Origin of the sequence: Rufibacter psychrotolerans, from assembly GCF_016924645.1 — a bacterium.
GTDB classification, from domain to species: Bacteria; Bacteroidota; Bacteroidia; order Cytophagales; family Hymenobacteraceae; genus Nibribacter; species Nibribacter psychrotolerans.
Window position 1 is genome coordinate 192,507 of record NZ_JAFFJV010000016.1, and the last position, 9,207, is coordinate 201,713.

Sequence of the window (9,207 nt, forward strand, 5' to 3'; positions counted from 1 at the left end):
GTATCTAACTTATTTATGTCAACTTATTCCCATTAACAAAATAAAGATCATCCATCCAGTTTGTGGAGCCATGTACACCATTGAGTTGTAAAAAATCAGCATGGTTTTCTTCCATTGTTTTTTTTAGTTTGTTACTAAACTTCCCATTCGTTGTATTCCCATTAACTTCAACCTTTTCCCAAGAAACTATTTTCCCACTAAATGAAGAATAAGGAGTGAAAGGAAAATTAATCAACTTGTACAAGCTATCATTCAACTCATAATTAGCAGAATAAGAATCTCCCTTTGCATCTGTTATTCTTATTTGAATTACTTCTCCACCAGCTATTACCACCTTATACTCTATAGAGGAATGGATAAGTACTATTTGTTTTAAAATGCGTATAACTTGCTTTATCTCTTCTTTATACCTTTCGACGCCTACATCAGCATGACTAAGCGGATTCAACAAGATTCGCACATACTTTTTGAGCTCTTTATACTCAGCACAATTGATTCCAAAAGATGGCCAAAACACATTTAAAGCTGTTTCTAAAATATTATGTAGAGCAATTTTGTTGTTACTCTTATCCCTGCTTTCTTTATCCTTCCAGCAGAATTCAGGCAACCAATTACAAAGTATTTCTTCAGAGTATTTTCTTAAATAATTAGCGGCGGCAGGATAATCATGATTTTTGTAATGCTTAACTGCTATTGCTAGATCACTCTCATTATAGAAAATATTAGGCTTTTCTATACTGTTTGGATCATTATCATCAATATCATCTGCATACATTTCGATCAACTTCCATGTCGCTGACTTATCTGGTGGTAGATTTGATATATCATTTTTAATGAAAGTGAATAATGACCTGTCATGTGTTAAGATAAAAGTCTGATGACCTTTGTCATTTCCTCCCTCGTCTTTACAAAAAGCATATTCTTCAAGAATCAGCCTTACAATCTTGTCTCGGTTCGACATATCAAGGCTAATCATTAAGTCGTCGAGAACAAGAATCTTTACAGGAGCATCTTGAAGCCTTACTTCCATTATTGCAAGCCTTATTGACAAAGCTATTGCAGAAAGACGAGCTTCATTTAAAAAAGATTGTGGCTTCAACACAGGACCTTGGCCATTGAAATCCTCGATTACCAATCTTATTGCGTACTGGGGCTGGGAATAATTAGCTTCAGTTAATTTGTGTTTAGAAATTAATTGAAAAATAAGTTTACATGTAATATTGAAGTTAAGCTTACCCTGGATAATAGGATTTACACGCTCATTTATATTCTGTATAAGCGTACCAAGGTCAGTTTCGAACCGTGAGACTAAATTTGTAAACTCTCTATATGAAGAACTATGGGCAGCTTTTTGGGGATAGCCAAGTGCTCCATTCAGTTTAGGATATGTTTTATCAGGGCCAGACTTAACAACCTTATAAATCGAGCTAGCATCATTTAAGATGATTGCAACTCCTGAAGCATCATGCCAGCTAGTAGGATTGAATTGAATATAGTTGAAAACAGCTTCATCAAATAAAGGTAAAAGGTCAATTTCTTCACTATGCTTTACTGAATGTGCCCTTTGAAGTAAACGATAGTTTAGGAAATCACTAGCTAATAGACTTTCTTCTGCTCCTTGATTTTGATTTATAGAGGTGTTGTTATGGCTTACCTCAAAGAATGAATTATCATTTAGAGTGATTTTAATGAAGCTATTGCTAATTCCCTGAGGATCTGCTTGAGCATGAATGTTTACTAAGCTTTCAGAATTTAATTTATTGAAATACTTTTTTATCTGGCTAGGGTTAGGTTTGATTGAGCTTTCCAATAAAGTATAAAGTGCCCAATAAAATGATGATTTTCCAGAACCATTTTCTCCATACAACAATATATTTTTCCCATCTATTTCAATTGGTTCTGCATCAGGAAAAAATTTAAAGTTATTGATATGTACTCTCGTGATTCTTTTCATACCTATACAGTTGCAGCATTAACCCTTGCAATAGTCTCACTTCTAGTATTTGCAACTAGTAACCTATTTCTGACCGGATTATCTTTTTGCTGCAACTCAAAATATACTTTTCGGATAACCGTTTTTTGTTCTTCTAAATTTTCTAACTGAGAAATGTTAGGGAAGTTAATAAACTTTAGAATGTCAATCTCTTTAGATGTCATTTCTTCTCCAAAGTATATCTCGTATACCATTAGGTTCAGAACATCCTCAAATAATTTATTAAGGACCTCATTGCTCGTTTTTTCAAGAATATTCCCGTGAGTGGGATCATTTAGATGAATGAGATAATCAGTCAGCACCTCAAAAGGCATCATTACATCTTGGCTAACTTTAGGAATAGGAAGAAGCTCTACATATTGTTTAGTATAGCGCTTTCGGCCACCTGCAATTTGAGCTGTATTCTGAAAGTGATAAAAATCCATTACTCTACTATTTAGTACAGCAACTAAATATTTCAGATTTTTTCCTGTCAAAAAGTATGCTGAATTAGTTAAGTAGTAGCCTGAATTATCTAAACAATAATTAGCTCTATCAGAAATTTCAATCCAGACAATCTTTTCTTTTTCAAACTCATCTAGGAAAGCACAATTCCTAAGGTTTGTCCAATGATCGCCTTGATCTTTGCGGTCTACCATTGTCTGGTAGCTTCCATTAGGCAATAAAACAGCTTTGGGGCTATTTTTATCGTAAAAGTCTAAAAAGTGGGAATAAATGGATGGGTAATCTTTTTCTACATTGATGGGAGGAATATTTTTCTCACGAATACCATTATGGGAGTTTATTAGATACCATGATTTGAAAGTATAAGTCCATCTTTTGATATCCTTACCACGAAGCATCGGTTTGATAATTTCTTTATTCCTTGTATCAATCTTTATAAGTTCATTCTTACGTTCTTCTGGAATATGAAATGCAGGATTCATAGCTGTCTTGATACCAGCATTAAATTGTACATCCCAGTCCTTCAATTTGGTTCCTATAGATTCTAACCGATTTTTTATAATATAGTCTTGTTTATCTACAACTGTCCAATTATCTTCATTTAATTCCTTTATAAATATTTTCTTTTCATTAATGTAAGTGCTTAGATGATCTCTACCTACTTTGTAATCTTCTTTAGCTTTAACCGCCCAGACACCTCCATCAAAAGCTTCACTTTTAAACATTAGAATATTGACAAAGACAACAGCTGTAGGGAAAATAATTGCATCTGAAAAATCTATTAGAAGAGTTGGATTTGTTTTTTCAGTTAAAAATTTTCTAAAGTTCTTACCATAGGCCGCACTCATCCATTTATTAGAAGTTATATAAGTCAAAATGCCTGATTTTTCCTTTAGAAGTTGATTTCCCTTCTCATAAAAAAGGCAATAAATATCACCAGTTTTAGCAAAAGTATCAAAGTCAGCACTTTCAAGAGCAGCAGCATCCTTGCCCATACTTTGGAGTTGGATATAAGGTGGGTTTCCTATTACTATATCGAAACCACCTTGTTCAAAAACATCCATAAAGTATAAGTGCCATAAAAAGTATGGTCTTTCATCTGTCTCTTCAAATTCCTGCAGACGCTTACGTGCAGCCGACTTAGATTCTAACTGCTCTTGTCGCTTCTCTATTTCCTTTAGCTCCTTGCTTTTCTGTAGAAATAACGTTTTTTGAGATTCTGGTAAACTCTTAGTTTTAGAATGCAAATGCTTTTCATAAGTAGCAATTTCAATTAACAATCTGTTTTCGAAGAACTCTAATGACTTATCAATGTGTTCCATCACAATTTTATCTATCTTTTTGTGAATGGAGTTCTTCTGTGATTTATCTTCCACTATATAATACTCATCAAGTAGCTCCTTAATAGTATTTCTGTTAGATTCCGAAAAACCATATTCTTGGTTAGGTTCTGCAAACATATCTGCCTGATAAAACCTTACCTCGGGTTCTTTAAAGTTAGCAACTCTACTCAGGTCAATACCTTCGTACTGCTCAAGTAAACTATTACCTTGCATTATCTTATAATCAAGGTTAGGCAGTGGGTGTGGGTTAAGCTCTTCAACAACTAATGATAACCAGAAACGAAGTTGTGCTATGTCTACAGCACCCTTTTCCAGATCTACCCCATATATAGAGTTCTGAATTATCCTTTTCTTTACTTCAGCTGGTTTGAACTCCTGATTAGTTTTTAAATGAGGGTATATGTGACGTTTTGTCTCAAAAATCTCCTGCAACATTCCTATTGGGAAAGCCCCAGAACCTATTGCTGGATCACACACCTTTATATCATCTAGTTTCTGATTAAGTAATATGGCATTTTCTCTTTGCGCCAAGAATGGAGATATCGAATTTTGTCTAACAAAGAGTTCAATATCTTTCTGAGCTGAAAAAGTATTTAGCAAGTACTGTATTAGGCTTTCCTGACACATGTACTGCACGATTTCCTTAGGTGTATAGAATGCTCCCTTTTCTCGATTTTCTTCTAGTAAGTTTTCAAAAATATGACCTAGCATTTCAGGGTCAATACCTACTTCATGGTCTTCTGGACTGTTTTCATCAACAGTAAAGTTGTATTGCTCAAAAAAATCAAAAAGCTCCTTGAAATAGTCAACTGGGAAGTCAACTTCTAGAGTTGCCCTATTCTTGTCTGGCTCAAATAATCCACCATTCAAATAAGGTACTCTAGAGCCATACAGTTTGCCATGTAAACCTTCTACTTTAAATCTATCATTAGTTCGTTTTGAATTTAAAGTATTGAAAAAAAGCTTAGTCAAACATTGGCTATGAAACTTCTCTGGTTGAGAGAAGCTATCAAACAGTAACTGCATAAAACGTGGCTCACCATCTAACCAATCCCCATTAGTGTTCGAACAGCCCATCCATCCTTTCTTCTGTAAAAAGTGAAGGAAAACAATACGACCAAGCAATTTCTTAACAAAATCTCGGATTGGCTTTTCTTGCAGTGCCTTTTTCTTATCTTTTGGAAGGTCAAGACCTTTAGCAGCATCTATTAACCTTTCTCTGTAGATGTTGTCTTCACTGGCTAAGTGTTTCCAAAATTTCTCGTAATGTGCTTTATAAGATTTGAAAAAATCCTTATTTAGTGTTTCAACTGAGAAAACATCCTTTAACTGATTGATATCAATCTTACCACTGTCTCTTTTGTCAGCAAGCACCAACATCCTTTTTGCAGGGGTGGTACAAGCTTCGTTAGGCCCGAGTAAATAGGTGTAACGCTTTGGCTTGGTTTCTTCTTTTATTAGCTCCCCAGTTTCAAAGTTGATACTTGCTTCCTTAGCAATAAATGAGAATCGATAATCCGCCTGCTTTTCATTAAAGAAGAAAGCAAGAGCACCATGAATAATGTTTTGATCAATATGCTTTGCCGCAATGTCCCGTAAATCTTTGCGATTACGAACAATATTTACATTGTCTTTTACCTCAATAGTGAATATTGCTAATTGTTTTCCATCATCCAGTTTTATAGTCCCTACCTGTCTGCCATCGACAACTCTATCTGTATTAGTGAAGAGGTGTTCAGGCCTACTAAAATAATCTATCTTTTTAAAGAACAATGGTAATATTTCTTTCCAGTTCTCAAGCTGAAAACGTTGCTTTAACTTAAGCTTAAGCTCTTTCTCTTTCATTAGTTAATTCTAATATGACACTTTTAAAGGTGTCACTTTACTTTGTTTACTATTAAAGTTTGAAGCTCTCAGAAATTATAATTTCTGGATTAGCAGACTTAACTTTTACCACTATTGGCAGTGACTCTTGTTCAGGCTCTTCATTCATCAAAGGATACCCTCTAAGGATTTCAACCATCTTTTCAAGTATTATGGCTGCCTTCAAAGGAGTTTTCTTTACAGCTCGCTGAAACTTGTTAATGTCACGCTGTAAGTTTTGAAATTTGCCTAATCGTATAGCTTCCTTCGCTTTAATAATTAAATTCTTTTCTTCTTCATTTACTAAAGGGATAAGCATAATAGCATCAAGATAGGCATTAGCCTTCTTTTCGTTAGGACCTTGGGTCACATCTATTTTCCTGTCTTTAGCCTTATCTCGTTCTAGTAAATCGGAGAACAAAAGAACACCTGCCTGTACTTGTTCATGGTGCTTGAAATGTAGCCCCACTCCTTCTTCAGTAGACACAGCCTCAAATATTTTTACTGTTTCCAAAAAGGTGAGTTCTTCTACTTCTTCATTACCTTTAACATGTATGAAGGCATCTCTCCTATTGTCCTTTATGTAGCAAATTGTACTTTGATCAAGCTCCTTGTTTTTACGACCTACTCTAGCCCTTAATGGCATGTCTTTTATCTTTTTGAATAGCCCAGGTCGATTAGACTTTAAATCTCTTATCAACATTAGATAAGCAAGCTTCTCATCCTTCTCTTCTTCAGCTTCTTTATCGAAAAGACCAAAAGTTTCGAATTCCTCATCAGGAGAATAGATTTGACTATCCTCACCAAGGGCTGCATGAAATGCTTGCAATTTCATAATAGCTTTCTTCTCCAGCTCTATGTCATTATTTACTTTTGCTGTAGGATAAAAATTAAAAACATATACTTGATTAGCAGTAGACCCTATTCTATTTACACGTCCAATCCTCTGCATAAGGCGAGTAGAGTTCCAAGGGGTATCATAGTTAACAATAACATTAGAACGATGTAGGTTAACACCTTCGGCCAAAACCTCTGTAGTTAAAATGATACTATAATCGTTAACTTGATCATCTTTAGGAAGATTAGCATCAAAGTTCTTCCTCACTGTCGGCATTAAGTCTTTCCGAGTCTTACTATTAACTGATATAATATTTTCTGATACATATTTTGGAAGCTCCTGAGCCAAATAGTCAGTTGTTTCTTTGCTCTCAGAGAATACAACGAGCTTAGACTGAGGATTAATTTTCTTTGATAACAACCTTGTTTGCAAGTATTCCACAAAGACTTCTAGCTTTGGATCTTCTTCTACTAACTGCCAATCCTGATCAAGCTCTTTTAATAATTTCAGATCGTGAACAAGACCTGGAAAGAAATCATATTCAAAATCGTCTGGCTCACAGATTTCAATGGTAGGGTCTTCAATAGACTGCTCAAGTATTATTTCCAACAGCTCTTCTTCCCTTCCTTCATTTATAAAATCTGAAACTGGTAGATTTGGTGCAATATAAATCTTGCCATTCTCAAACATTGTCACCATAGCTTCAGTAGCTCTCATAAATCTATGAAGAGACTGCTTGAAGGCATAAAAACTACTATCGATGCGCTTTACCAGAAGCGTCTTCATGATTTTAGCAAGTTGAGCTGAAATCATGTCTGCTTGTTTATACTTAGCTTTTTTGTGTGGCTTCAAAAAACCAATAGCTCTATACCGATTATACCTTAATCCTTTTATTTCATGGCTTAGGACATAAATAGTTTTATCGTATAAATCTTCTAAATGAGGCTCTAAAGCATATAAGATTTTTTCAGGCTTCTTCACCTCAGGGAATTTTATGCCTTGTTTTTCCAAATCTTCAGCGTAAAGCTTATGTGCCATCAAGTCTGTTCGGGTTCTCCTAACAGTAAGAGGTTCTATCACCTTAGTTCTGATCTTTTCATAAATCAGCTTAACTCCCTCCTGTACCTTTGCAATGTCTTTCTCCGTTTTTAGCTTCTTATAAGCATCAATTCGTACTCTAAAGAAATGCTGTAGATTACCTGTTTCGAGTGTTGAATCTTTACTGTTTTGAAATAGATAGACAAGATTAGCTATGTCTTCTGGTTTATTATTTAAGGGAGTAGCTGAAACAAGAATAATTTTCTTTTGAATTACTGTGCCATCAGGCATAGTTCTTCTTGTTGGTGTTTTACAAATCTTCTGCAGCTGATTGTACATGGCAGCCGTATCCGACCTAAATTTATGGGCCTCATCAACTATTACAAGATCATATCTGCTAGCATCATTTATTTTATGAAGGCTACCATTGGTAATGATTTTAACATTGTCTAGGTTAAATTTATCTATTGTTTCAGCCCAGTTATCGTAAAGAGCTGGAGGTACAATAATCAGTGTTCTGGAACGGTGCTCTGGGAAGCCATTTGAATAAAAATACTTTTTCGCAATTAGTGTAGAAACAATAGTTTTTCCGAGACCAACAACATCTGCCAAGAAGAAACCACCATGCTTCATCATCTTAGCATAACCATCATTAACAGCATCTACCTGATAAGAAAGCCTTTTGAACCCCTTTGGAAGGTCCGCAATAGAGTTAGGGTTAAACTCTATACTTTTACCAAAATACTCAATCAGAAATTTTAGGTAAACCTCGTAAGGAGTATAGTCATCATTAATATAGGTGTCTTTTTTAAGCCTATCTATATAATCACTGTCTACAGGAACAGCTTCTTCCCAAAGTTTATCAAAGGTCTCAGTAGCAAAATCAATATCAGAGTTGTCCCTAAGTTCTACGTTGAACTCAAAGTTCTTCGAGAGCCCTGCATCTGTAAGATTACTTGAACCTGTTATTACGGAGCCATAACCATGATCATGCTTAACCTTTTCTCTGAAGATGTAAATCTTAGCGTGTATGTTTTGTTTGGGATGAACTTTGACTATAAGCTTTCCTGTAGAAATGTCTTTGATAAATTGAAGCATACCTTCTTCAACCTCTTTATCATAAGCTGCTTCTTGAATATTTTTTTTTACTTCCTGAAAAAACTCCTCCTGTGCTTTTTCTGAATCTCCATCAAATAATAGCCCTTGTTGATTTGCTTTATAAACTAAAGAGTCGATATTAATACCAACAAGTATTCTGATCTCCTCTGCACTCTCAACGAATTTCCGAATTTGGAAGTAACCAGAAGCCCTAAAATATCCAACTAAGGCATCTAAAAAGTAGATATTCTTATGTTTAAAGATGCCCTCGATTTTATTTAGAAGTGTATTATGATCTTCGTTTGTAAAAAATTTTGTACTCATATTTAAAATAATATTGCCACATCTTCACAAAGTAGCGAAAAAGACAAAGAAGATTGATTAACTCATTAAAGCTATTAGCTATGACATAGGCTCCAGCAAAAGTTCAAAACGCTCCTTACCTTGGAGCGTTTTAATTAGTTAACTCAAGTTGCGAGATATTTCACACGTAATAAAAAAATCTGTTCTGCCAGCGGCCGGAGTACGTTTTAAAGTTTGGACACTTTTAAAATGCAACAGCCATGACAGAACAGACCATTACAATATAC

Annotated in this window: 3 protein-coding genes; all 3 read right to left on the reverse strand. The window is 34.9% G+C overall.

The features are described from left to right. Window positions 1-13: 13 nt before the first annotated feature. Genes JT718_RS16295 through JT718_RS16305 form a run of 3 tightly spaced genes read right to left on the reverse strand, consistent with a single transcriptional unit; the run spans window position 14 to window position 8,941 of the window. Window positions 14-1,954, reverse strand: a complete 1,941-nt coding sequence (locus tag JT718_RS16295) for an AAA family ATPase (RefSeq protein ID WP_205503830.1) — start codon at window positions 1,952-1,954, stop codon at window positions 14-16. 2 nt (window positions 1,955-1,956) lie between these two features. Then, on the reverse strand, window positions 1,957-5,625 hold the full coding sequence (locus JT718_RS16300) for an Eco57I restriction-modification methylase domain-containing protein (protein WP_205503835.1): 3,669 nt from the start codon (window positions 5,623-5,625) through the stop codon (window positions 1,957-1,959). Window positions 5,626-5,677: 52 nt separating this feature from the next. Continuing rightward, window positions 5,678-8,941, reverse strand: coding sequence for a DEAD/DEAH box helicase family protein (locus JT718_RS16305; protein ID WP_205503837.1), 3,264 nt, complete (start codon window positions 8,939-8,941; stop codon window positions 5,678-5,680). Between the last annotated feature and the right edge of the window lie 266 nt (window positions 8,942-9,207).

Bases quoted from the DNA above. Each gene is read 5' to 3' on its own strand.
- JT718_RS16305 (WP_205503837.1), bottom strand. From the start codon at position 8,941: ATGAGTACAAAATTTTTTACAAACGAAGATCATAATACACTTCTAAAT.
- JT718_RS16295 (WP_205503830.1), bottom strand. From the start codon at position 1,954: ATGAAAAGAATCACGAGAGTACATATCAATAACTTTAAATTTTTTCCT.
- JT718_RS16300 (WP_205503835.1), bottom strand. From the start codon at position 5,625: ATGAAAGAGAAAGAGCTTAAGCTTAAGTTAAAGCAACGTTTTCAGCTT.